This is a genomic window from Streptomyces lasalocidi, from assembly GCF_005280215.1.
GTDB lineage: Bacteria > Actinomycetota > Actinomycetes > Streptomycetales > Streptomycetaceae > Streptomyces > Streptomyces longwoodensis.
The window spans coordinates 3672950-3695206 of the sequence record NZ_SZNQ01000001.1 but is presented as its reverse complement, the minus strand read 5'-3'; the positions used below and the strand labels follow the sequence as shown (position 1 = coordinate 3695206).

Genomic DNA, 22257 nt, shown 5'->3' with positions numbered 1-22257 from the left:
GCGTGGACCGGGCTCGTGCCGTGGCCCGCCCGTCGCGGATCGTGGTACGCCCCCTACACCCCGTGGGGACGAACATAGTTGAGAGGGCGTCAATTCAGAAGGGGGAGGTTCCGCACGGAGCGCCCCCCGATCGGGGCACGCGTCGTATACGCCCCGATTGCATCTCTTGATGCATCCCCGTCCACACCTCCTGACCTGCGCACCGGTCGGGCCGGCCGGCGATCGGACCGGTCCGCGCCGGGCCGGGCCCGCGGTCACACAATTTGCCGGGGCTGTGGACAAACTCCGGAGACGGGTGCGTCATGGGATGGTGAAGGAACGTGCGCGCATTCTCGTTGTCGGTGGCGGCTACGTCGGGATGTACACGGCCCTGCGGCTCCAGCGGAAGCTGAAACACGAGCTGGGGCGCGGCGAGGCCGAGATCACGGTCGTCACGCCCGACCCCTACATGACCTACCAGCCGTTCCTGCCCGAGGCGGCCGCCGGTGCCATCTCCCCGCGGCACGTCGTGGTGCCGCTGCGCCGCGTCCTGCCGCACTGCCGGGTGCTCATCGGCGAGATCACCGCCGTCGACCACGCGAAGCGCACCGCCACCCTCGCCACCCCGGCGACCGCGGAGGAGGGCACCGGCCCGCGGCAGCTGCCGTACGACGAGCTCGTCCTCGCGCCCGGTTCGGTCTCGCGCACGCTGCCCGTCCCGGGTCTCGCCGAGTACGGCATCGGCTTCAAGACCGTCGAGGAGGCCATCGGCCTGCGCAACCACGTCATCGAGCAGATGGACATCGCCTCCTCCACGCGCGACCCCGCGATCCGCGACGCGGCCCTCACCTTCGTGTTCGTCGGCGGCGGCTTCGCGGGCGTGGAGGCCCTCGGCGAGCTGGAGGACATGGCCCGCTACACCACGCGCTACTACCACAACGTCGAGCCCGAGGACATGAAGTGGATCCTCGTGGAGGCGTCCGGCCGGATCCTGCCCGAGGTCGGCGAGGAGATGGGCCGCTACGCGGTCAGCGAGCTGCGCCGCCGCAACATCGACGTCCGCCTGGAGACCCGGCTGGAGTCCTGCGCCGACCGCGTCGCCGTCCTCAGCGACGGCTCCCGCTTCCCGACCCGTACGGTCGTGTGGACCGCCGGCGTCAAACCGCACCCCCTGCTCGCCGCCACCGACCTGCCGCTGACCGCGCGCGGCCGGCTGAGGTGCACCCCCCGACTGGCCGTCGAGGGCGTCCCGCACGCGTGGGCGGCCGGGGACGCCGCCGCCGTCCCCGACGTCACCGCCGGCCCCGGCCAGGAGACCGCGCCCAACGCCCAGCACGCCGTCCGCCAGGCCGGGCTGCTCGCCGACAACATCGCGCACTCCCTGCGGGGCGAGCCCCTGGAGACGTACGCGCACGCGTACGTCGGCTCGGTCGCCTCGCTCGGCCTGCACAAGGGCGTCGCGCACGTGTACGGCCGCAGGCTCAAGGGCTACCCGGCGTGGTTCATGCACCGCGCCTACCACCTCAGCCGCGTGCCCACCTTCAACCGCAAGGCGCGCGTGCTCGCCGAGTGGACCCTGTCCGGGCTCTTCAAGCGGGAGATCGTCTCCCTCGGCTCCCTCGAACATCCGCGCGCGGAGTTCGAACTGGCCGCCGGTGGAAAGCCTTCCGGCGACGGGACGGACCACACCGACGGGAAACGGGCCCAGGACCCGCGCCGCCAGGAGGGCGGCGACGACCCGTTCGGGTAGTCCTGTCCCCGTCCAGGAACTCCACCGGCCGCCCCGGCGTCCGACGATTGTCGGCCCGGACGGCCACCCTGCCAGACTGCTCCCCGAGCCGGCGGGCCACCGCCCGCCCCGCGACCCACGAGGCTGTTCCCAAGTGCTGCATTCCCCGGGTACTGCGACAGGTGCTGCGACAATGTGCGCCCCCGCCGCGCGGCCCGGAGCCCAGGCCGGGCCAGGAGCCGGCCGACGACGACGACACGAGGCAAGGATTCGTGAACTTCACGCGCTGGAGCGCCCGGCTCCCCGGAACGCAGCGCCGCGCCGCCGCGCGGGCCGAGCACCCGGTCACCCTCACCACCGACCGGCGGAGCGACACCTCGGTACCGGCCGCCCGCGCCGAGCACCCCACCGACGACACGCCCCCCGCGCCCGCCGTCGACGACCTTCCGGTCCGTGAGGTCCTGGACCGCGTCCCGGCCCTCGTCGCCCTGACGCACGGCCCCGACCACCGCCTCGCCTACGTCAACGACGCCTACGCGGCCGCCTTCGGCCCGCGCCCGCCCGGCGCCCCCGCCGCCGAGGCCCTGCCCGAACTGCGCGACCTCGGCCTGCTGCCCCTGCTCGACCAGGCCCTGCGCAGCGGCAAGCCCCGCACGCTCAAGTCCCGCAAGGCCCCCGACGGCCGCTCCTACACGTTCACCTGCACGCCCGTCGCCGACGGCGGCGACAGCGCCGTTCTGGTGTTCGCCACCGACGTCACCGACCACGCCGAGGCCGCCGAGCGCCTGCGCACGAGCGAGCGCCGCCAGCGCGAGACGGCCGTCACCCTCCAGCGCTCCCTGCTCCCGCAGGAACTCGAACAGCCGGACGACCTGCGCATCGCCGCCACCTACCAGCCCGGCGGCACCGAGGCCGCGGTCGGCGGCGACTGGTACGACGTGATCACCCTCGGCGGCGGCCGCACCGCCCTCGTCATCGGCGACGTCATGGGCCGCGGCGTGCGCGCCGCCGCCGTCATGGGCCAGCTGCGCACCGCCGTACGCGCCTACGCCCGCCTCGACCTGCCCCCGCACGAGGTGCTCCAGCTCCTCGACGGCCTCGCCACCGAGATCGACGCCAACCAGATCGCCACGTGCGTGTACGCCATCCACGACCCCAACGAGGGCCGGCTGGTGTACGCCTCCGCCGGCCACCTGCCCATCCTGGTCCGCGACGAGAACGGCACCGTCCAGCGCGCCGACGAGCCCACCGGCCCGCCGCTCGGCACCGGCGGCTGGATGCACGCCTCCGGCTCGGTCGCCCTCGGCCCGGGCGCCACGGCCGTCCTCTACACCGACGGCCTGGTCGAACGCAGGAACGAGGACCTGGACGAGGGCATCGCCGCCCTGGAGCGCGCCCTGTCCGGAGCCACCGGCACCCCCCAGGTCGTCTGCGACCGCCTGGTCCGCTCGGCGGGCGTGACCGCCGACCACGACGACGACGTCGCCGTCCTGGTCCTCCAGCACCCGCACCGCACGGGCAGCGACGGCGACCTGTTCCGCAACGCCGCGCTGGAACTCCTCGGCGGCATCGAGGCGGCCCCCCGCGCGCGTGCCTTCGCCTCCGGCGTCCTCACCAGCTGGCGCTTCCCGGCCGACCTGCACGACCTGGGCGTCCTCGCGGCCAGCGAGCTCGTCGCCAACTCCCTCCAGCACGGCACCCCGCCCATGCGCCTGCGCCTGCGCCGCACCGACCGCCGCCTGATCATCGAGGTCACCGACGGGGACGACCACCTGCCCAGGCGCCGCCGCGCCGAACCCGGTGACGAGTCCGGCCGCGGCATCGCGATCGTCGCGACGATCGCCTCCAGCTGGGGCAGCAGACGCACCCCGGGCGGCGGCAAGGCCGTCTGGTGCGAGTTCGCCCTGCCCAAGGGGTGAGGGCGGCGGGGTACGCGCGCGGGGGTCAGGCCTCCGCGGACACCGACGTCGCCGCCGTACCGCCGCGGGCCACCACCCGGTTGCGCAGCACCCACGGCCGGTCCTGCGCGACCGTCAGGTGCGAGCCGAGCCGCAGCGCCAGCGCCGTGATGCCCAGCGAGAACAGCAGGAACGTCACCACGTACGGCGCGTGCAGCGACGCCCCCATGGGCCCGCCGACCGCCGGACCGATCGCCAGCGCCAGCTGCTTGACCAGCGCGAACGCCGAGTTGTACTGCCCGGCCAGACCCGTCGGCGCCAGGTCCGCGACCAGCGGCGCCACGGTCGGCGACAGCATCGCCTCACCAAGCCCGAACAGCGCGTACGTCGACACGAAGGCGGCCGTCGCCATCTCCTGGCTGCCGTGCCCCAGACCGGCGTACCCGGCGGCGACCCAGGCCACGGCCCAGATCAGCCCCACGGCGGCGATCACCCGCGACCGCCGCCGGCGCTCCACGAACCGCAGCACGGCGAACTGCGCCACGACGATCATCAGCGTGTTCGCCGCCAGCGCCGTCCCCAGCGCGGACGTCGAGATCCCCGCGGCCTCCACGCCGTACGCGCTCAGCCCCGACTCGAACTGGCCGTAGCAGGCGAAGAACAGCACGAAGCCCAGCACGGACAGCTGCACCATGGCGCGGTTGCCCAGCAGCTGCTTCCAGCTGCCCCGCGCGGAGCGCGGCGCGTCCTCGACCCGCGGCACGTGCGGCATCCGCACCGTCACCATCACCACGACCAGCAGCAGGAACATCGCCGCCTCGATCGCGAACAGCAGCGTGAAGGAGGACACGCGCGTGGTGTCGACGAGGTGCCCGCCGATGAGACCGCCGACGCCCAGCCCGAGGTTCTGCAGGAAGAACTGCGTGGCGAACGCCCGCGACCGCGTCTCCGAGGGGGAGCAGTCCACGATCATCGTGGCGAGCGCCGGCTGCATCACGGCCTGCCCCGCCCCCAGCGCGGCCGCCGACGCCAGGACGGTGACGGCGCTGCCGGCCAGCCCCAGGCTCAGCGAGCCCAGTGCGGCGGTGACCAGGGCGGCGAGCAGCACCGGAAGCGGGCCGCGCCGCACGATCGCCCGACCGGCGAACGGCAGCACGATCAACGCGGCCACGGCGAACACGGCGAGCACGAGCCCCGCCGTCATGGCACCGAGCCCCCGCACCTGCGCCACGTAGACGTACAGGTAGGGGACGGTGAAGCCGAGCCCGAACGCGCTGAGTGCGTTGCCCACGTGGATCCGGCGCATCGCTGCGCCCATGTCCCTGGTCACGTTCACCTCTTCCACTAGTTAGACGTGAAGACTTCAAAGCTAAAGTTCGAAGCTAAAGACTACATACCGAAGAACTTCAAAGCAAAGAGGCCCCGTGGGATACTGCGCGCATGGCCGACACCCCCGGGGTCACGGAGCCGACCCTCGAAGAGCAGATCGCCGCCTACCAGCGCGAGTTCCAGGACCTCGACCCCCAGGTCGAGAAGATCGTGTCGGCCCTCTCCCGGCTCAACCGCCGCATGAACGTCGCCTACGGCCGCCAGACCGCCGCCCTCGGCATCAGCAACGCCGACTGGGAGGTCCTCAAGGCCCTCGTCCTGTCCGGCGCCCCCTACCGGATGGGCCCCAGCGACCTCGCCAAGCGCCTCGGCCTGACGCCCGCCGCGATGACCCACCGGATCGACCGCATGGTCACCGAAGGACTGGTGACCCGGCAGAGGGACGAGGCGAACCGGGTCCGGGTCATCGTCGAGCTGACGACCGAGGGCCGCGAGAAGTGGCTGGAGGCCATGCGCATGGCGACGGTGTTCGAGGAGGACCTGCTCCAGGACCTCACGGCGGACGAGCGCACGGCGCTGGGCGAGGTCCTGACCCGGCTCCTGCGCCGGGTGGAGCACGCCCAGCCGGACGCCGGCGGCCGCCTCACCGATCTGGAGTAAAAGATCTTGACAGGGGGTGCTTGACACGCCCCTGGTGGATCCGTAAGGTTCTTCGGGTTGCCACGGAGCCGTAACGGTTCTCGGGTAGCACCTCAGCCGCAGCAGCGGCAGAACCTCACACCACCAGCAAGATCTCTCCCAGCGGGATTCCATTCGGCGTGTCCGAATTGAATTCGAATGGGAGCCCGGTAGCTCGATTAGCGCTCACCGGGAAGGATCCGCTAAGGTTTGAGACGTCGGAACGGCCCAACGGCCGGGAAGGCAACCCCCTCTGACTGGGAATCAGACGCCGAAAGGATCTGATAGAGTCGGAAACGCAAGACCGAAGGGAAGCGCCCGGAGGAAAGCCGCGAGAGAGTCTCTCGGGTGAGTACAAAGGAAGCGACCGTTCCTTGAGAACTCAACAGCGTGCCAAAAATCAACGCCAGATATGTTGATACCCCGTCTCCGGTCAACACGACCGGGACGAGGTTCCTTTGAAGAAAACACAGCGAGGACGCTGTGAACCGTCAAGCTTATTCCGCTCGACGGTTCCGCTCTCGTGATGTGTGCACCGGATTACCGGTAAACATTCACGGAGAGTTTGATCCTGGCTCAGGACGAACGCTGGCGGCGTGCTTAACACATGCAAGTCGAACGATGAACCACTTCGGTGGGGATTAGTGGCGAACGGGTGAGTAACACGTGGGCAATCTGCCCTTCACTCTGGGACAAGCCCTGGAAACGGGGTCTAATACCGGATATCACTCTTGCAGGCATCTGTGAGGGTCGAAAGCTCCGGCGGTGAAGGATGAGCCCGCGGCCTATCAGCTTGTTGGTGAGGTAACGGCTCACCAAGGCGACGACGGGTAGCCGGCCTGAGAGGGCGACCGGCCACACTGGGACTGAGACACGGCCCAGACTCCTACGGGAGGCAGCAGTGGGGAATATTGCACAATGGGCGAAAGCCTGATGCAGCGACGCCGCGTGAGGGATGACGGCCTTCGGGTTGTAAACCTCTTTCAGCAGGGAAGAAGCGAAAGTGACGGTACCTGCAGAAGAAGCGCCGGCTAACTACGTGCCAGCAGCCGCGGTAATACGTAGGGCGCAAGCGTTGTCCGGAATTATTGGGCGTAAAGAGCTCGTAGGCGGCTTGTCACGTCGGGTGTGAAAGCCCGGGGCTTAACCCCGGGTCTGCATTCGATACGGGCTAGCTAGAGTGTGGTAGGGGAGATCGGAATTCCTGGTGTAGCGGTGAAATGCGCAGATATCAGGAGGAACACCGGTGGCGAAGGCGGATCTCTGGGCCATTACTGACGCTGAGGAGCGAAAGCGTGGGGAGCGAACAGGATTAGATACCCTGGTAGTCCACGCCGTAAACGGTGGGAACTAGGTGTTGGCGACATTCCACGTCGTCGGTGCCGCAGCTAACGCATTAAGTTCCCCGCCTGGGGAGTACGGCCGCAAGGCTAAAACTCAAAGGAATTGACGGGGGCCCGCACAAGCAGCGGAGCATGTGGCTTAATTCGACGCAACGCGAAGAACCTTACCAAGGCTTGACATACACCGGAAACGTCTGGAGACAGGCGCCCCCTTGTGGTCGGTGTACAGGTGGTGCATGGCTGTCGTCAGCTCGTGTCGTGAGATGTTGGGTTAAGTCCCGCAACGAGCGCAACCCTTGTCCTGTGTTGCCAGCATGCCCTTCGGGGTGATGGGGACTCACAGGAGACCGCCGGGGTCAACTCGGAGGAAGGTGGGGACGACGTCAAGTCATCATGCCCCTTATGTCTTGGGCTGCACACGTGCTACAATGGCCGGTACAATGAGCTGCGATACCGTGAGGTGGAGCGAATCTCAAAAAGCCGGTCTCAGTTCGGATTGGGGTCTGCAACTCGACCCCATGAAGTCGGAGTTGCTAGTAATCGCAGATCAGCATTGCTGCGGTGAATACGTTCCCGGGCCTTGTACACACCGCCCGTCACGTCACGAAAGTTGGTAACACCCGAAGCCGGTGGCCCAACCCCTTGTGGGAGGGAGCCGTCGAAGGTGGGACTAGCGATTGGGACGAAGTCGTAACAAGGTAGCCGTACCGGAAGGTGCGGCTGGATCACCTCCTTTCTAAGGAGCACTTCTAGGCCGCTTCGCGGTCCAGAGGCCAGTACATCGGCGAATGTCCGGTGCTGGTTGCTCATGGGTGGAACGTTGATTATTCGGTCAGGACCTCGGGTCGGTGGCTGCTAGTACTGCTCTTCGGAGCGTGGAACGCATGATTACCGGACGGGTTGTGGCCGGGCACGCTGTTGGGTGTCTGAGGGAATGAACTTCCTCAGTCGCCGGCCCCAGTGAACTCCGGAGTGATCCGGGGGTGATGGGTGGCTGGTCGTTGTTTGAGAACTGCACAGTGGACGCGAGCATCTGTGGCCAAGTTTTTAAGGGCGCACGGTGGATGCCTTGGCACCAGGAACCGATGAAGGACGTGGGAGGCCGCGATAGTCCCCGGGGAGCCGTCAACCAGGCTTTGATCCGGGGGTTTCCGAATGGGGAAACCCGGCAGTCGTCATGGGCTGTCACCCACTGCTGAACACATAGGCAGTGTGGAGGGAACGAGGGGAAGTGAAACATCTCAGTACCCTCAGGAAGAGAAAACAACCGTGATTCCGGGAGTAGTGGCGAGCGAAACTGGATGAGGCCAAACCGTATGCGTGTGAGACCCGGCAGGGGTTGCGCATACGGGGTTGTGGGATCTCTCTTTCACAGTCTGCCGGCTGTGAGGCGAGTCAGAAACCGTTGATGTAGACGAAGGACATGCGAAAGGTCCGGCGTAGAGGGTAAGACCCCCGTAGTCGAAACGTCAGCGGCTCGTTTGAGAGACACCCAAGTAGCACGGGGCCCGAGAAATCCCGTGTGAATCTGGCGGGACCACCCGCTAAGCCTAAATATTCCCTGGTGACCGATAGCGGATAGTACCGTGAGGGAATGGTGAAAAGTACCCCGGGAGGGGAGTGAAATAGTACCTGAAACCGTGTGCCTACAAGCCGTGGGAGCGTCGGAGTGGAGCTTGCTCCATTCTCGTGACTGCGTGCCTTTTGAAGAATGAGCCTGCGAGTTTGCGGTGTGTTGCGAGGTTAACCCGGGTGGGGTAGCCGTAGCGAAAGCGAGTCCGAACAGGGCGTTTCAGTAGCACGCTCAAGACCCGAAGCGGAGTGATCTAGCCATGGGCAGGTTGAAGCGGAGGTAAGACTTCGTGGAGGACCGAACCCACCAGGGTTGAAAACCTGGGGGATGACCTGTGGTTAGGGGTGAAAGGCCAATCAAACTCCGTGATAGCTGGTTCTCCCCGAAATGCATTTAGGTGCAGCGTCGTGTGTTTCTTGCCGGAGGTAGAGCACTGGATAGGCGATGGGCCCTACCGGGTTACTGACCTTAGCCAAACTCCGAATGCCGGTAAGTGAGAGCGCGGCAGTGAGACTGTGGGGGATAAGCTCCATGGTCGAGAGGGAAACAGCCCAGAGCATCGACTAAGGCCCCTAAGCGTACGCTAAGTGGGAAAGGATGTGGAGTCGCAGAGACAACCAGGAGGTTGGCTTAGAAGCAGCCACCCTTGAAAGAGTGCGTAATAGCTCACTGGTCTAGTGATTCCGCGCCGACAATGTAGCGGGGCTCAAGCGTACCGCCGAAGTCGTGTCATTGCAGCATATACGGCCAACGCCGGCTGTGATGGGTAGGGGAGCGTCGTCTGCCGGGTGAAGCGGCACTGGAAGGTAGTCGTGGACGGTTGACGAGTGAGAATGCAGGCATGAGTAGCGATACACACGTGAGAAACGTGTGCGCCGATTGACTAAGGGTTCCTGGGTCAAGCTGATCTGCCCAGGGTAAGTCGGGACCTAAGGCGAGGCCGACAGGCGTAGTCGATGGATAACCGGTTGATATTCCGGTACCCGCTGTGAAGCGTCAAACATCGAATCCAGTGATGCTAAGGCCGTGAAGCCGCCCTGATCTCTTCGGAGTTGAGGGGAGTGGTGGAGCCGCTGACCCGATCTGGTAGTAGGTGAGTGATGGGGTGACGCAGGAAGGTAGTCCAGCCCGGGCGGTGGTTGTCCCGGGGTAAGGGTGTAGGCCGTGATCCAGGCAAATCCGGATCACACGAGGCTGAGACCTGATGCCGAGCCGATTGTGGTGAAGTGGATGATCCTATGCTGTCGAGAAAAGCCTCTAGCGAGTTTCATGGCGGCCCGTACCCTAAACCGACTCAGGTGGTCAGGTAGAGAATACCGAGGCGTTCGGGTGAACTATGGTTAAGGAACTCGGCAAAATGCCCCCGTAACTTCGGGAGAAGGGGGGCCACATCCGGTGATGAGTCTTGCACTCTGAGCTGGGGGTGGCCGCAGAGACCAGCGAGAAGCGACTGTTTACTAAAAACACAGGTCCGTGCGAAGCCGTAAGGCGATGTATACGGACTGACGCCTGCCCGGTGCTGGAACGTTAAGGGGACCGGTTAGCTCCATTTCGGTGGGGCGAAGCTGAGAACTTAAGCGCCAGTAAACGGCGGTGGTAACTATAACCATCCTAAGGTAGCGAAATTCCTTGTCGGGTAAGTTCCGACCTGCACGAATGGCGTAACGACTTCTCGACTGTCTCAACCATAGGCCCGGTGAAATTGCACTACGAGTAAAGATGCTCGTTTCGCGCAGCAGGACGGAAAGACCCCGGGACCTTTACTACAGTTTGATATTGGTGTTCGGTTCGGCTTGTGTAGGATAGCTGGGAGACTTTGAAGCGGCCACGCCAGTGGTTGTGGAGTCGTCGTTGAAATACCAGTCTGGTCGTGCTGGATGTCTAACCTGGGTCCGTGATCCGGATCAGGGACAGTGTCTGATGGGTAGTTTAACTGGGGCGGTTGCCTCCTAAAGGGTAACGGAGGCGCCCAAAGGTTCCCTCAGCCTGGTTGGCAATCAGGTGTTGAGTGTAAGTGCACAAGGGAGCTTGACTGTGAGACCGACGGGTCGAGCAGGGACGAAAGTCGGGACTAGTGATCCGGCGGTGGCTTGTGGAAGCGCCGTCGCTCAACGGATAAAAGGTACCCCGGGGATAACAGGCTGATCTTCCCCAAGAGTCCATATCGACGGGATGGTTTGGCACCTCGATGTCGGCTCGTCGCATCCTGGGGCTGGAGTCGGTCCCAAGGGTTGGGCTGTTCGCCCATTAAAGCGGTACGCGAGCTGGGTTTAGAACGTCGTGAGACAGTTCGGTCCCTATCCGCTGTGCGCGTAGGAGTCTTGAGAAGGGCTGTCCCTAGTACGAGAGGACCGGGACGGACGAACCTCTGGTGTGCCAGTTGTCCTGCCAAGGGCATGGCTGGTTGGCTACGTTCGGGAGGGATAACCGCTGAAAGCATCTAAGCGGGAAGCCTGCTTCGAGATGAGGACTCCCACCCACTTGATGGGGTAAGGCTCCCAGTAGACGACTGGGTTGATAGGCCGGATCTGGAAGCACGGTAACGTGTGGAGGTGACCGGTACTAATAGGCCGAGGGCTTGTCCTCAGTTGCTCGCGTCCACTGTGTTGGTTCTGAAACCACGAACAGCCCCATGCCCGTAAGGGTGTGGTGCGGCATTGTTCGACAGTTTCATAGTGTTTCGGTGGTCATAGCGTAGGGGAAACGCCCGGTTACATTTCGAACCCGGAAGCTAAGCCTTACAGCGCCGATGGTACTGCAGGGGGGACCCTGTGGGAGAGTAGGACACCGCCGAACAATTCTTACAAGGAAAGCCCCGTGCCATTCGGCACGGGGCTTTTCTGCGTTATATGAGGTGAAGCCGTACCGGGTCCGGTACTACCGTGGCCCCGTGAGTACTAGGGACATGACAAAGGCCGGCCTCGTCGTGCGGACCGTGCGTGCCGAGGAGTGGCCCGCGATCAAGGAGCTCCGGCTGTTCGCGCTGCAGGACCCCGTGGCGCACCTGGCGTTTCTGGAGACGTACGACGAGGCGCTCGCCCGGCCCGACGAGTTCTGGCAGGGGCGGGCGGCCGGGGCCGCTGACGGGGCCCCCGGGGCACGGCAGTTCGTGGCCGAGGCGCCCGGAGGGGACCTGGTGGGCACGCTGACCGTGCTCATCGAGGAGGCCGGCACCGTCGACTGGGCCGGGTTCCCCGTCGAGCGACGGCAGGGGCATGTCGTCGGGGTCTATGTGCGTCCCGAGTGGCGGGGCGGTGGCGTGAGCCGTGCGCTGTTCGACGCCGGCCTGAGCTGGGCCTGGGACAGCGGGGTGGAGCGGGTGCGGCTCATCGTGCACGAGGAGAACGGCGTCGCCCAGGCGCTGTACCGGCGGATCGGGTTCGTACCCAGCGGGGTGACCGTGCCGTTGGGCCACGGCGATGACGAGGCCGAGCTGGAGTTCGTGCTCGAACGGGCGCAGGTCTCACACCGGTAGTTCGTCGTGCGGCCAGCGGGTCCGGGCCTGTTCGCGGGAGCGCAGCAGGGCCAGGGTCGGCAGGCCGCGGTCGGTGCCGGTGGTGAGCAGGGCCGGGAGCTGGGGGATCGGGGCCACGGCCGCCACGTCGTCCAGGACGAGGGTGAGTGGTGGGTCGAGCCGACCGGAGGATGACCGTTCGGCCATGCGCCGGCCGTGCTCGACCACGCTTGCGGCGAGGGCCGTCAGGAACGGCATCGCGCCCGGCGTCGTCCGGGGGTCCTCGAGGGACTCACCCACTACGTAGAGGCTGCCCCCTTCGTCGATGAAGGAATCCAGCGCGAGGGCGTCCGTTCGGTTCGGGGTGCAGGCCTCACGGACGTTGACCATGGTGAGCGCGGACAGGGCGCGGGTGGCCAACTCCTGGGCGATGTCCCGGCGTTCCGGGTGGGCGGTGAGGGCGGCCTCCAGCTCGCCGGCGGAGCCGGAGGCGGCCTTCGGGTTCGTACGGAGGATGCGGACGGCGTCCTGGACCTGGCTGCCCTGGGACCAGCGGTGGACGTGGCGGATGGTGCGGCCGTCCACGGCGGCGGCGTGCAGGTAGCTGCGCAGCAGGGTCTCGGCGGTGTCGCTGACGGCCTGGTCCAGCCGCGAGGCGGGGCGTACGGGGGTGAGGAGGGCGGCGGCCCGGTGGGCCGCGGTGTTCTTGTCCTCGCAGCCGGTGGTGGGGGACCAGTGGAGGCGGGCCGGGGTGTCGCAGAGGTGGGCCGGGTCGTAGACGTGGACGGGGCCCAGTTTGGCGCGGGCGTCCTTGGTGGACTGCCAGAGGGCGGGGTTGGAGGTGATGACGAGGGCGGGGCCCTCGGCGTCGCGGATGGCCTGGGCCGCGGTGAGCTCGCGCGCGTCCCGGGGGGCGTAGAGCACCGGGCCTTCGGCGCGGGAGGTTTCCCAGCCGGTCACCGGTTCGCCGTGGGACAGGGGAGCAGTCGGCGGGTCCGCCGGTTGCTCGACGGTCGTCGGTGCCGGAGGCGCGACCACCTCGCTGACCTCCTGCCGGGGGTGCGGTACCGGCTCCGGGGGGTGTTCCAGTCCCAGCTTCCTCCGCGCCCGTACCGCCCTCCACCTCGCCAGCGTGCCCATCGTGAACACCGTCAAGACGAACAGGATCATCAGCTGGCCGATGAGCAGGCCCCAGAAGAGGCCGTAGCCGGAGAGTGCGCCCGCGGGGGCGTCGGGCCAGGCGCCCGGGACGTCGTGCGGTCGGCCGATGAGGTGGCGCATGGCCAGGGGGGTGTGGGTGAAGGTGACGCCGTCGGGCCAGGCGCCGTGGGAGAACAGGGCCGCCAGGCCCGTGGCCGTCCAGACCAGCAGGGTCATGCCGAGCAGGAACGCCAGGATGCCCAGCAGCAGCCCGTCCGGGATGCCGCCCTGGGCGCCCCGGCGGTCGTGGCCGTCGTCGACCGGTCTCACGGCTTCCCTCGCTCTCCGGGCTCTGCTGTTGGTTCTTACGCCACCGTCGACTCGGAGTCGCCCAGGTGCTGTTCCACGAAGGCGGCCGCGCGCTGTTCCGCCTCGAGTTCGGCGGCCCGCAGGGCGTCGTCGCCCTGGAGGAGGTCGCTGGAGGACTCCGTCATGGCGCGGTCGGTGAAGACCAGCGGGCGTTCGGTCTCGGTGATCAGGTGCTTGACCACCTGGACGTTGCCGTTGACGTCCCACACCGCGATGCCGGGGGTGAGGGTGGGGATGATCTCCACCGCCCAGCGGGGCAGGCCCAGGACGCGGCCGGTCGCGCGGGCCTCGTCGGCCTTCTGGGCGTAGATGGTTCTGGTGGAGGCCATCTTCAGGATGGCGGCCGCCTCCTTCGCCGCCGCTCCGTCGACCACGTCGGACAGGTGGTGGACCACCGCCACGAAGGACAGGCCGAGGCGTCGGCCGAACTTCAGCAGGCGCTGGAACAGCTGGGCCACGAACGGGCTGTTGATGATGTGCCAGGCTTCCTCGACCAGGAAGATGCGCTTCTTGCGGTCGGGGCGGATCCAGGTGTGCTCCAGCCAGACGCCGACGATCGCCATGAGGATCGGCATGGCGATGGAGTTGCGGTCGATGTGGGAGAGGTCGAAGACGATCAGCGGGGCGTCGAGGTCGATGCCGACCGTCGTCGGGCCGTCGAACATGCCGCGCAGGTCGCCGTCGACCAGGCGGTCCAGGACCAGGGCGACGTCCAGGCCCCAGGCGCGGACGTCGTCCAGGGCGACGTTCATCGCCTCGGCCGAGTCCGGTTCGGGGTGCCGTAGCTGGTCGACGATGTCGGTCAGGACGGGCTGGCGGTCGACGATCGTCTCGTTGACGTAGGCGTGGGCGACCTTGAGGGCGAAGCCGGAGCGCTCGTCCAGGCCGTGGCCCATGGCGACCTCGATGATCGTCCGGAGCAGCGCGAGCTGGCCGGTCGTGGTGATCGACGGGTCGAGCGGGTTGAGGCGGATCCCGTGGTTCAGGGCGGCCGTGGGGTCCAGGCGGATGGGGGTTATCCCCAGCTCCTCGGCGATGAGGTTCCACTCGCCGACGCCGTCCTCGCCCTGGGCGTCCAGGACGACGACCTGGCGGTCGCGGAAGCGCAGCTGGCGCAGGACGTACGTCTTCTCCAGGGCGGACTTGCCGTTGCCGGACTCGCCCAGGACCAGCCAGTGGGGGGCCGGCAGCTGCTGGCCGTAGAGCTGGAAGGGGTCGTAGATGTAGCCCTTCCCGGAGTACACCTCGCGGCCGATGATGACGCCCGAGTCACCGAGGCCGGGGGCGGCCGTGGGCAGGTAGACGGCCTGGGCCTGGCCCGTGGAGGTGCGCACCGGGAGGCGCGTGGTCTCGACCTTCCCGAAGAGGAAGGACGTGAACGCTTCGGTGAGGATCGACAGGGGGTCCCGCATGGGTGCCCTACCTTCGGATGCCGGTGGCGAACGGGAGGGTGTTCACGAAGGCGCGGTGGTGCTCGCGGTCGCACCACTCCAGCTTGAGGTACGACTTGCCGGCCGAGGCCCTTATCGTGCGCTTGTCGCGGGCGAGTGCCTCCGGATTGCGGGAGGAGACCGTGATGTAGCCGACCAGGTTGACGCCCGCCGCGCCGCTCGCCAGGTCCTCGCCGCGCTGGTCGAGGCGGCTGTTCGCGGCGACGTCGCGGGGGTCGACGGTGCGGTTGAGCTTGGCGGCGCGGGAGGCCTCGGCCTCGTCGTTGGTCTTCTCGGTCAGCATGCGTTCGATGGCGACCTCGGTGGGTTCGAGGTCCATCGTGACGGCGACCGTCCGGATGACGTCCGGGGTGTGGACGAGCAGCGGGGCGAGGAAGTTCACGCCGACCGGGGTCATCGGCCACTCCTTGACCCAGGCGGTGGCGTGGCACCAGGGGTGGCGGGTGGCCGACTCGCGGGTCTTGGCCTGGAGGTAGGTGGGCTCCATGGCGTCCAGTTCGGCCGGCCAGGCGTTGCGCCGGGTCATCGCCTGGATGTGGTCGATGGGGTGGTCCGGGTCGTACATGGAGTGGATGAGCGAGGCGAGGCGGCCCTGGCCGAGGGGCTGGCGGACGCGGATGTCCGCCTCCTGAAGGCGCGAGCAGATGTCGGTGAGCTCGCGGGCCATGACGACGGCGAGGCCGGCGTCGCCGTCGAGCTTGCGGCCGTTCTGCGGGCGCGCGGCGCGGGCCATGGCGTTGGCCTCGGCGGCCAGCTCGCGGGAGTAGTGCATGCAGGCGACGAGGTAGGCGCGGTGCTGCTCGCTGCTGGTGGACACCATCGACTGGAGCTGGTCGTACGACTGCTGCAGCCAGCCCGGGGACCGGTCGTCGCCGCGCTGGGCGACGTCCTTGGCGTGGGCGTCGGGGTCGGCGGGGAGGGTGCGGGCGAGCATCTGCAGGCGGGTGACGAAGCCGTCGCCGTTGGCCACGTGCTTGAGCAGGGTGCCGAAGCGGTCGACGAGGGCTTCCTGGTCCTCGCTGTCGCGCAGGCCGACGCCGGGGCCCTCGATCTCGATGGCGGCGGTGACGGTGCGGCGGTCGGCGTGCAGCAGGACGGCGATCTCGTCGGGGCCGAAGGGCGCGGCCAGCCAGCTGATGCGGCCGATGCCGGGGGGCGGCGCGACCTCGGCCTCGCGGCCGTCGAGGCGGGTGCCGGCCTCCATGGCGGCGGAGCGGTAGACGGTGCCGCGGCGCAGGGTGCGCTTGTAGCTGCGGTTGATCTCGAACCACTTGTAGAACGTGCGGTGCTTGTACGGCACGTAGACCGCGGCGAGCGCGATCAGTGGGAAGCCGGTGAGCAGCACGATGCGCAGGGCGAGGACGGGGACGAGGAGCCCGCACATCATGCCGAGGAACGCGCCCACGACGATCAGCGCGATCTCGCCGGTCTCGCGGTTGCGGCCGACGATCGCGTTCGGCCGGGCGCGGCCGATCAGATATGTACGGCGGGGCGTGACCGCATGGGACACGTGGGACTCGGTCGTCAACGCCCTTCACCTCCCGTGCGGTTGGTACTGCTGTTGCGGTTGTTGCCGGCGTGCGGGGTGTTGACGGGGCTGCTCGCGCGGGGTGCGGGTGCGGCGGAGGGGACGGATCCGCCGCCCCCGCCGCCGGAGGCGGGGCGCGTGCTGTGGGCGGCGATGCCGCCGGCGGTGGTGTTGGCGGGGCGGGGCGCGCCGGAGGACGAGCCGCCGCCGTTGCTGTCGGCGCGGGTGCTGTGGGTCTTGATGCCCTGGGCGACCAGGGACGCGGGCGAGGAGATCACGGCGGCGGCCTTGCTCTCGGCGCCCTGCATGATGCGGTTGTTGCGGGAGTTGGCGATCTCGTCGCCGAAGCCGGGGACGAAGCGGTAGATCATCGCGCTGGCGAAGATGGCGAGCAGGATGATGGCGAGGCCGGAGACGACGGCGGAGAACGCGCCGGGGCCGTCGTTGGAGGACAGCGCGCCGGCCAGGCCGAGGACGATCACGATGACCGGCTTGGCCAGGATGACGGCGATCATGATGCCGGCCCAGCGGCGGACGTGGCCCCAGAGGTTCTTGTCGACGAGGCCGGCGTAGACGACGGTGCCGAGGAGGGCGCCGACGTAGAGCAGGGCGGCGCGGATGACGAGTTCCAGCCAGAGGACGCCGGCGGCGAGGATGCTGACCAGGGACACCACGATCAGCATGATCGGGCCGCCGCCGATGTCCTGGCCCTTGGCCAGGGCGCCGGAGAAGGTGCCGAAGAACGAGTCGGTCTGGTCGCCGGTGGCCTTCGCGAGGACCTCGCTGACGCCGTCCGTGGCGGAGACGACCGTGTACAGGATCAGCGGGGTGAAGGCGGAGGCGAGGACGGTCAGCCAGAGGAAGCCGATGGCCTCGGAGATCGCGGTGGTGAGGGGGACGCCGCGGACGGCGCGCTTGGCGACGGCCAGGAGCCACAGCAGGAGCGTGAGGATGGTCGAGGCGGCGAAGACGACGGCGTACTGCTGGAGGAACTTGGTGTTGGTGAAGTCGACGTTCGCGGTCTCCTGCACGGCCTCGCTGAGCTTGTCGACGGTCCAGGAGGCGGCGTCGGCGCAGCCGCGCGCGAGCGAGGACAGGGGGTCGAGGGTGTCGGAGACGCCGGGGTTGGTGATCCCCTGGCGTGCGTCGCCCTTCTCGCAGTACTTCTCGGCGGGGCCGCGGATGAGGTCGCAGGTGCCGTTGCTGGAGGACGGCGACGACGAGGGCGTGGGGGAGGGGCTGGGCGTGGCGGCGAAGACACGCGTGGCCGTCAGCACGGCGGTGGCCTGAACGGCGGCGACCGCGGCGGTCACCTTGAGGAAGGGGTGCCTAGCGCGCATACGTGAACCCTCCGTACTCCTCGACGGCCTTCGTCATGTCGTCGGCGGTGGAGGCCTGCTGGTCCCGTCCGACCGGCACGGGTCCGTCCTTCTGCTGGAAGTCGGTCACCTTCCAGTCGTTGTCCGCCCACGTCATCTGGTACGTGGTGGTGAACCAGGCCTCGGTCACCGGGTTGGTCGAGGCTTCGCCGGAGAGGCCGAAGAGGGACGTGTACCAGACCTCGACCGTGGCGTCGTTCCCGTTGAGCGCGGTGATCTTGGTGCCTGCCGGGATGACCCGGGAGACGAAGGACTGTCCGGCCGGTGCGTTGCCGTCCTTGTCGAGCCCGATGTTCGACAGGAATTGCTCGCTCGAGTAGGCGGCGTCCAGCGCGGACTGGCGGGCGGCGGCGACGTCCGGTGCGTAGACCGCGCTGATGATCGCGTGCCGTGTGTTCGTGTGGAACATGTCCGTCGAGCCGAGCGCCACGGCGTAATTGGCGGCCGCGCTCTGGGCCCCTTGGGCGTCGTGCGCGAAGCCGGCCGGGATGGTGCCCGGAACGGACTTCACCGGCTTCGCCCCCGAAGCCGCCGTGGGGGCCGCCTTCGGGTTCGACCCGTTCGTGCCGGGCGACGTGGCGGAATCGTCTCCTCCGCGGTTCGCGAAGGCGATCGCCGCGATGAGGAGGACGACCACGCCGACCACCGTGACCAGGCTGCGCGAGGAGGAGCGGCCGCCGCGGCGGGCGCCGCCGTACGGGTCGTTGTCGGGGACGCGCAGGCGTGTCTGGCCGCCCCCGCCGCCGTAGACGTACCCTCCGTCCTCGCCGGCGCGGGCGGGCTCGCCGTAGCCGTGTTCGTCGCCGGGACTCATGCCCTGTACGCCCCCTCGTTGCCGTACCGGAACGCGTGGTAGTACGACGGTAGCCGTGCGGGTTCCCGCGCGGGCGCGGTGTGGTGACTCGACATCAGGGAAACGCAACCTCAGCCGGTGGGCACGACGGGTGGGTGGGTGGAGGGGGCCGGGCGTGCCCGGAATGCGCGGGAGGGGCTACACCGCCATGCCGTACACGATGGTGAACAGCGTGCCGAGCGATCCGATGATGAAGACGCCCGTGAGGCCGGCGATGATGAGGCCCTTGCCCTGTTCGGCGCTGAAGGTGTCGCGCAGGGCCGTGGCGCCGATGCGCTGCTTCGCCGCGCCCCAGACCGCGATGCCGAGGCAGAGCAGGATGGCCACCGCCATCACGACCTCGATCATCACCTTGGCCTCGTTGCCCAGGCTGCCGAAGGGGCCCCAGTCCGGAGCGATCCCGCCGATGATGGTGTTGATGTCTCCCTTGTCGGCCGCAAAGAGCATGTAAGTCACCGCCCCTGGTGGGTAGTTCCGCACGGCCCCTGCCGGTGTGCAGAGGTCACGCCTCATTCTCGCCGACAACGACGCCATCGGATGTCGACTTGGCGTCATTGATGGACTGGATTCGTACGAATACCACCGTACGGTTACTCTGTGTATCACGGCGGTTCACGCCGGGCAACGAGATCTGGGCGGAACCTGTGGTGTGGTTCCGTCGTTGACCCCTCTTCACGGCCGTTCCGTTTTCTGACGGCCGGTCGGGTGAGCCCCCGCCGTTCGATGGTCTCATGAGGCGTCAGGTCCGTTCCGCCGTCCGGTCTGACGGTTCTCTCACCTTCGTTCTCTCACCTTCGTGCGGCACAGTGCTTCCGATGAAGCGAACCGCCTGGGTCGTCGCGGCCGCGCTGCTGGCCGCGCCCTCCGCCTCCGCCGCCGCGGCCGACGACGGGCCCGGACCCCTCGGGACGACCGTCGTGGCGTCCGCCGGGCGCCCGTTCGCGCGGATCGGGGCGCTGTTCGGCGCCGACCGGGCGGGACGCCTGGCCGGCGGGCACTTCTGCACCGCGTCCGTCGTGCACTCCCCGCACCACGACCTGGTGGTGACCGCCGCGCACTGCCTGGAGGGCGGCGACGGGACCGACCTGGTGTTCGTGCCGGGCTACCGGAACGGGAAGGCGCCCTACGGCATCTGGCACGTGCGGCGGCAGTTCCTGCCCGACGGGTGGGCGGCGGGCGAGGACGAGGACAGCGACGTCGCGTTCGCCGTGCTCGGCCCGCGGGGCGGGCGGGAGGTGGAGGACGTGGTCGGGGCGTACCGGTTCGTGGCCGGAACGGCCGTCGGCGCCACCGCCGTGACCCTCACCGGCTACCCCAACGCCCGCGAGGCGCCCGTGACGTGCTCCAACCGGCCCCGCGCGCACAGCGCCACCCAGCAGCGCCTGACCTGCCCCGGCTTCACCGGCGGCACGAGCGGGAGCCCCTGGGTGAACGGCGACGGCGAGGTCGTCGGGGTGCTCGGCGGGCACGAGCAGGGCGGCACCACCGCCGACGTCTCCTACAGCGTCGTCCTGGGCCGTGAGGCGGCCGCGCTGTACCGGGAAGCCGCCGCCGACCCGTGAGTGATCGTTCCCCGATGAGGGCCCCGGCCCTACACTGACCGAGGCGGACTCCCGGACGGTGAGGGGCGGTTGACGGTGCGTAAGGCGTGGATCGTGGCGACCGTCGCCGTGGGCGCCGGCGCCGCCTTCGTGATGGTGCTCGTCGTCGGTGTGTACATGGTCGCCGGGAACATGGTGAACGGGGTCGGCTCCGGCACCCGGGCCCTCGCCAAGGGGTCCGTGCCCGCCGCCTACCAGCCCGTGGTGCAGAAGTGGGGCAACCTGTGCCCCGCCATCAACCCGGCGCTGCTCGCCGCCCAGCTGTACCAGGAGAGCGGGTTCAACCCGCGTGCCCAGAGCGCCGCCGCGGCGCAGGGCATCGCGCAGTTCATCCCGGGCACCTGGGCCACGCACGGCGTCGACGGCGACGGCGACGGCGACCGGGACGTCTGGGACCCCAAGGACGCCATCCCGTCGGCCGCGTCGTACGACTGCTCGCTCGCCTCCTACGTCAAGAGCGTGCCGGGGAACATCACCGAGAACATGCTCGCCGCGTACAACGCGGGCCCCGACGCCGTCATCCGGTACGGAGGCGTGCCGCCGTACAAGGAGACGCGGAACTACGTCCGGATCATCACCTCCCTCGAGGACTCCTTCGCGGCGCCCGTCGGGCGGCTCGGTCCCACCCAGCAGGCCGCCGGGGCCATCTCCTACGCGCAGACCAAGCTCGGCACGCCCTACCTGTGGGGCGGCACCGGAACGGCGGGCCAGGGCGGGCGCTTCGACTGCTCGGGTCTGACCCAGGCCGCCTACGAGAGCGTCGGGATCACGCTGCCGCGCGTCGCCAACGACCAGTACAACGCCGGGCCGCACCCCTCACGCGGTGAGCTGCTCCCCGGCGACCTGGTGTTCTTCTCCGACGACCTGACCAATTCCCGGGCCATCCGGCACGTGGGCATCTACGTCGGCGGCGGCTACATGATCGACGCGCCGCGCACCGGCGCCGTGATCCGCTTCGACCCGATCGACACCAAGGACTACTTCGGGGCGACCCGGGTCACCCAGGACGGCGCGAAAGCGCTGCCCACAACTGTCTGAAACGGGTCGGTCCGACCGCTCTGAGCTGGGACGACGTATCTCTCTTCGATAACGTCTGCGTGATCATTCAGTGGAGAGTGGAACGTATCAAGCGGGGCCGTGCGTTCCTGTTGACGTAGGACATCGACCACGGGGGTGGGCGAGCCGGCGCACCGTGTGCCGGGCGGAACACGACGAAGGGGCCGCGCACCATGGCTGGACTCGCCGAATCCGGGTCGAACCCCGACGTCGACCTGCTCTACGACATCAACGGGCTGGCCAAGGACGCGCCGCACTGGCTCGACCGCGTCGTCGAGTTCGTCGGCGAGTACGGACTGCTGCTCGCCATGGTGCTGCTCGTGCTCTGGTGCTGGGCGGGCGTGCGGCGGCGGGCCGGCTCCGGGGAGGAGGCCGCCTCGTCGGTGGCCGCCCTGGTGTGGGCGCCGCTGGCCGCCGGCATCGCCGTACTGGTCAACGTGCCCATCCGCGGCTTCGTCGAGCGGCCCCGGCCGTTCCGCACCCACCAGGGACTCGACGTCCTGGTCTCCGGCAAGACCGACTACTCCTTCGTCAGCGACCACGCCACCCTCACCATGGCCATGGCGGTCGCGCTGTTCGTCGCCCACCGCAGGTTCGGGCTCGTCGGCATAGGGCTGGCGCTGCTGGAGGGCTTCTGCCGCGTCTACATGGGCGTGCACTACCCGACCGACGTGGTGGGCGGGTTCGCGCTCGGCACGGCCGTCGCGCTGCTGCTGTCGCCGCTCGCCTCCGCGCTGCTCACCCCGCTCCTCAAGGCCGTCGAGCGGTCCCCGCGCGTCGGCGCTCTGGTGCGCAGCCGCTCCGCCCGCCTCGCCACCCGCGACGCCGTGGTCACGGGCGCCCGGCGCGAGGCCACGGCCGAGGACCGGGACCTGGCGGCCTGAGCGGCACCCGCGC

The 22257-nt window shown here is 68.4% G+C and carries 14 protein-coding genes and 3 rRNA genes; 10 read left to right on the top strand and 7 right to left on the bottom strand.

Annotated elements, in window-relative coordinates; all coding sequences use genetic code 11:
- Nucleotides 1–307: 307 nt before the first annotated feature.
- On the top strand, nt 308–1729 hold the full coding sequence (locus tag E4U91_RS16510) for an NAD(P)/FAD-dependent oxidoreductase (protein WP_137307567.1): 1422 nt from the start codon (nt 308–310) through the stop codon (nt 1727–1729).
- 251 nt (nt 1730–1980) lie between these two features.
- Complete coding sequence (locus E4U91_RS16505; protein WP_137307566.1) at nt 1981–3627, top strand: ATP-binding SpoIIE family protein phosphatase; 1647 nt, start codon at nt 1981–1983, stop codon at nt 3625–3627.
- Nucleotides 3628–3652: 25 nt separating this feature from the next.
- Here E4U91_RS16505 and E4U91_RS16500 read toward each other — a convergent pair whose 3' ends face one another.
- Nucleotides 3653–4942, bottom strand: coding sequence for an MFS transporter (locus E4U91_RS16500; RefSeq protein ID WP_137307565.1), 1290 nt, complete (start codon nt 4940–4942; stop codon nt 3653–3655).
- 104 nt (nt 4943–5046) lie between these two features.
- Between E4U91_RS16500 and E4U91_RS16495 the strand changes: the two genes are divergently transcribed.
- The 5 genes from E4U91_RS16495 to E4U91_RS16470 all read left to right on the top strand — a co-directional run bounded on the left by E4U91_RS16495 (nt 5047) and on the right by E4U91_RS16470 (nt 12004).
- Nucleotides 5047–5595 carry a MarR family winged helix-turn-helix transcriptional regulator gene (locus E4U91_RS16495; RefSeq protein ID WP_137307564.1) on the top strand — a complete coding sequence of 183 codons (549 nt, stop codon included), beginning with the start codon at nt 5047–5049 and terminating at the stop codon, nt 5593–5595.
- Nucleotides 5596–6166: 571 nt separating this feature from the next.
- Nucleotides 6167–7692: ribosomal RNA gene (locus E4U91_RS16485) — 16S ribosomal RNA — on the top strand.
- 301 nt (nt 7693–7993) lie between these two features.
- Nucleotides 7994–11115 (top strand): 23S ribosomal RNA (locus E4U91_RS16480).
- A gap of 93 nt (nt 11116–11208) precedes the next feature.
- Nucleotides 11209–11325: ribosomal RNA gene (gene rrf / locus E4U91_RS16475) — 5S ribosomal RNA — on the top strand.
- Together the 16S, 23S and 5S rRNA genes form the textbook arrangement of a ribosomal RNA operon.
- Before the next feature lie 109 nt (nt 11326–11434).
- The gene (locus E4U91_RS16470) at nt 11435–12004 is read left to right on the top strand and encodes a GNAT family N-acetyltransferase (protein WP_137310855.1); all 570 of its coding nucleotides are present in this window, start codon (nt 11435–11437) and stop codon (nt 12002–12004) included.
- Here E4U91_RS16470 and E4U91_RS16465 read toward each other — a convergent pair.
- From E4U91_RS16465 to E4U91_RS16440, 6 genes are all read right to left on the bottom strand, one after another.
- Nucleotides 11993–13453 carry a type IV secretory system conjugative DNA transfer family protein gene (locus E4U91_RS16465; RefSeq protein WP_137307563.1) on the bottom strand — a complete coding sequence of 487 codons (1461 nt, stop codon included), beginning with the start codon at nt 13451–13453 and terminating at the stop codon, nt 11993–11995. The genes E4U91_RS16470 and E4U91_RS16465 overlap by 12 nt on opposite strands.
- A 35-nt stretch (nt 13454–13488) precedes the next feature.
- On the bottom strand, nt 13489–14904 hold the full coding sequence (locus E4U91_RS16460; protein ID WP_067234681.1) for an ATP-binding protein: 1416 nt from the start codon (nt 14902–14904) through the stop codon (nt 13489–13491).
- Between the two features lie 7 nt (nt 14905–14911).
- The gene (locus E4U91_RS16455; RefSeq protein ID WP_137307562.1) at nt 14912–16471 is read right to left on the bottom strand and encodes an SCO6880 family protein; all 1560 of its coding nucleotides are present in this window, start codon (nt 16469–16471) and stop codon (nt 14912–14914) included.
- Nucleotides 16468–17811 (bottom strand): hypothetical protein, encoded by a 1344-nt coding sequence (locus E4U91_RS16450; protein WP_137307561.1) that lies wholly within the window; start codon nt 17809–17811, stop codon nt 16468–16470. The genes E4U91_RS16455 and E4U91_RS16450 overlap by 4 nt, the downstream gene beginning before the upstream one ends.
- The gene (locus E4U91_RS16445; RefSeq protein WP_174867809.1) at nt 17801–18664 is read right to left on the bottom strand and encodes a hypothetical protein; all 864 of its coding nucleotides are present in this window, start codon (nt 18662–18664) and stop codon (nt 17801–17803) included. The genes E4U91_RS16450 and E4U91_RS16445 overlap by 11 nt, the downstream gene beginning before the upstream one ends.
- 177 nt (nt 18665–18841) lie before the next feature.
- Entirely contained in the window at nt 18842–19150 is a 309-nt protein-coding gene (locus E4U91_RS16440) for a hypothetical protein (RefSeq protein ID WP_014673544.1), read from the bottom strand.
- Between the two features lie 368 nt (nt 19151–19518).
- Between E4U91_RS16440 and E4U91_RS16435 the strand changes: the two genes are divergently transcribed.
- The 3 genes from E4U91_RS16435 (at nt 19519) to E4U91_RS16425 (ending at nt 22244) form a co-directional block, all read left to right on the top strand.
- Entirely contained in the window at nt 19519–20265 is a 747-nt protein-coding gene (locus E4U91_RS16435; protein ID WP_137307560.1) for a trypsin-like serine peptidase, read from the top strand.
- Between the two features lie 69 nt (nt 20266–20334).
- Entirely contained in the window at nt 20335–21342 is a 1008-nt protein-coding gene (locus E4U91_RS16430) for a C40 family peptidase (RefSeq protein WP_137307559.1), read from the top strand.
- Between the two features lie 191 nt (nt 21343–21533).
- Nucleotides 21534–22244, top strand: a complete 711-nt coding sequence (locus tag E4U91_RS16425; RefSeq protein ID WP_137307558.1) for a phosphatase PAP2 family protein — start codon at nt 21534–21536, stop codon at nt 22242–22244.
- Nucleotides 22245–22257 lie beyond the last annotated feature (13 nt).

Excerpts from the sequence above, each read along its gene's own strand:
- E4U91_RS16510 (WP_137307567.1), top strand. The coding sequence starts at position 308 with ATGGTGAAGGAACGTGCGCGCATTCTCGTTGTCGGTGGCGGCTACGTC.
- E4U91_RS16495 (WP_137307564.1), top strand. The coding sequence starts at position 5,047 with ATGGCCGACACCCCCGGGGTCACGGAGCCGACCCTCGAAGAGCAGATC.
- E4U91_RS16470 (WP_137310855.1), top strand. The coding sequence starts at position 11,435 with ATGACAAAGGCCGGCCTCGTCGTGCGGACCGTGCGTGCCGAGGAGTGG.
- E4U91_RS16460 (WP_067234681.1), bottom strand. The coding sequence starts at position 14,904 with ATGCGGGACCCCCTGTCGATCCTCACCGAAGCGTTCACGTCCTTCCTC.
- E4U91_RS16450 (WP_137307561.1), bottom strand. The coding sequence starts at position 17,811 with ATGCGCGCTAGGCACCCCTTCCTCAAGGTGACCGCCGCGGTCGCCGCC.
- E4U91_RS16445 (WP_174867809.1), bottom strand. The coding sequence starts at position 18,664 with ATGAGTCCCGGCGACGAACACGGCTACGGCGAGCCCGCCCGCGCCGGC.
- E4U91_RS16440 (WP_014673544.1), bottom strand. The coding sequence starts at position 19,150 with ATGCTCTTTGCGGCCGACAAGGGAGACATCAACACCATCATCGGCGGG.
- E4U91_RS16435 (WP_137307560.1), top strand. The coding sequence starts at position 19,519 with ATGAAGCGAACCGCCTGGGTCGTCGCGGCCGCGCTGCTGGCCGCGCCC.
- E4U91_RS16425 (WP_137307558.1), top strand. The coding sequence starts at position 21,534 with ATGGCTGGACTCGCCGAATCCGGGTCGAACCCCGACGTCGACCTGCTC.